Source organism: Chitinimonas sp., from assembly GCF_041904975.1.
Lineage (GTDB): Bacteria > Pseudomonadota > Gammaproteobacteria > Burkholderiales > Chitinimonadaceae > Chitinimonas.
On record NZ_JAYRLZ010000135.1, the window covers coordinates 9,005 to 11,176 of the forward strand.

The following is a 2,172-nucleotide window of genomic DNA, read 5'->3' on the forward strand; positions in this document are numbered from 1 at the left end:
AGCTGTCTATTCCGCTAGTACCGAAAACGCGCCTGCTTGGTATGACACAGGCCGCGCCCTGCCTCGGTCTGCGAGACAGAGGGAAGACTGAATGGCGCAGGCTTATGGCCAGCCTGTTGGCGCCGGTAGCGCGCCAGGCTTAGCCGAAGCGCTCATCCAGAAAGCGGTTGATTTCACTCTCTACCTTGGGCTGGATGGCGCTGAGCAAAAAGCCCAGTTTCGCTTGCACCACGATTTCATCAGGCGCCACTGTCAGGCTGCCATTCACGCCGCTGCGCTTGAAGTGCAGTACATCGCCGTCCCAGTTCCAGTCCATGCTGAACTCGGCCTTCAGCTGGTTTGCCACTTGCTCGGCCAGCTGCCGGGCCTCGTCGTGCGGTTTGCTGTGCGGGCGGCGGATATGAATGGACATGGCTTCCTCGTGGCGTGATGGATGGGGTGAAAAAAACGGCGACCCGGGTGGGGTCGCCGAATCCCTGCCTGCATGATAAACGAGCCGGCAAACGCTGCAAACGCTTGCCGGTGGCCGATTACAGGTGGATACCCTTCATGATCTGCATAAAGGCCAGCTGGTCGGCGGTCAGCTCTTGCCGCGCATCCTTCTCGCCCTTGGCGGCGCTCGAGTCGGGGAACATGCGGTAAGCGGTGTTCATCACGATCTGTGCCACGCGCGGCGTGACGGCATGCAGGATCTGGCCGAGGATGCCAAGGCCGGATGCCACGCGGGTCGGCTTGTAGATGACTGCTTGTGCCACCATGTCGGCCGCCTCATCAGGGCTGATGATGAAAGGCATGTTCTTGTAGATATCGGTCGGCGCAATCATCGGGGTGCGCACCAGCGGCATATTGATGGTGGTGAAGTAGATGCCACGATCGGAGTATTCGCTGGCTGCGCAGCGGGTGAAGGCATCAAGTGCTGCCTTCGATGCCACATAGGCCGAGAAGCGTGGCGAATTGGTCAAGACGCCGATCGAGGAGATATTGATCACCTGGCCCTTTTTGCGCTCGCTCATGCTCGGCAATAGCGCCAGGGTCAGGCGCAGGCTGCCGAAGTAGTTGAGCTGCATGGTGCGCTCGAAATCGTGGAAGCGGTCGTAGCTGTTTTCGATGGCGCGGCGGATCGAGCGGCCGGCATTGTTGATCAGCACATCGACATGGCCATGGTCGGCCAGCACCTTGACTGCCAGGCCATCAATCGCTTCGAGATTGGACAAATCGCAAGAGTAAATCCAGCACTTGCCACCCTCGGCCTCGATTTCCTTCTTGGTGATTTCCAGCTTTTCCAAATCGCGCGCGACGATGATCACCTTTGCGCCTGCGGCAGCCAGCTTCATGGCGCTGGCCTGACCGATGCCGGACGAGCCGCCGGTAATCAGCACCACCTTGTCTTTCGCCACGCCAGTCAGCGAGCGGTCGATAAACAGGTCCGGGTCGAGATGACGTTCCCAGTAATCCCACAGGCGCCAGGCATAGTCTTCCAGCTTGGGTACTTCGATGCCGCTGCCAGCCAGCAGCTTCTGGGTCTGGCGACTGTCAAAGCGGGTAGGGTAGGCGACAAAGCCCATCACATCGGGCGGCAGGCCCAGGTCCTTCATCACCGCATCGCGGATGCGCCGCACCGGGGTCAGTGATGCCAGCGCCTGGCGGATCATCGACGGAATAAAGCCGAACATGGCCGGATTGATGCGTATGGTCAGCTTCGGCGCATGCGCCGCCTCGGCAAAGATCGCCAGCACTTCGCCGACGCGCTTGGCATCGGGGTCGGTCAGGTGGAAGCATTTGCCATTGTGGCCGGCCAGGTGGGCAATATGGTCCATCGCCGCTACCACATAGTCGACCGGCACGATATTGATGCGGCCGCCGTCGATACCGATCGATGGCATCCACGGCGGCAAGATGCGGCGCATCTTCTGCAGCACCTTGAAGAAGTAGTACGGGCCGTCGATCTTGTCGATTTCACCGGTCTTCGAGCTGCCAACGACGATGCCGGGGCGATAGATGCGCCAGGGAATCTTCGCTTCCTTGCGCACCAGCGCTTCGGAGTCATGTTTGGTGCGGAAGTAGGGGTGATTGAGCTTGCCGGCCTCTTCGAACATATCTTCCGAGAACACGCCTTCATACAATCCAGCGGCGGCGATGGAACTGGTGTGGTGGAACACGCCGGCTTCAACC

General features: G+C 60.1%; 2 protein-coding genes. Both read right to left on the minus strand.

From position 1 onward, the window contains the following. Positions 1–139: 139 nt before the first annotated feature. Positions 140–412, minus strand: coding sequence for a polyhydroxyalkanoic acid system family protein (locus ACE3OH_RS13190; RefSeq protein ID WP_374353433.1), 273 nt, complete (start codon positions 410–412; stop codon positions 140–142). 118 nt (positions 413–530) lie between these two features. Beyond that, a partial coding sequence (locus tag ACE3OH_RS13195) for an SDR family oxidoreductase (protein ID WP_374353436.1) occupies positions 531–2,172 on the minus strand: 1,642 nt, incomplete at its 5' end.

What these genes read in the sequence shown, in the direction of transcription:
- ACE3OH_RS13190 (WP_374353433.1), bottom strand. Translation starts at nt 412, where the DNA reads ATGTCCATTCATATCCGCCGCCCGCACAGCAAACCGCACGACGAGGCC.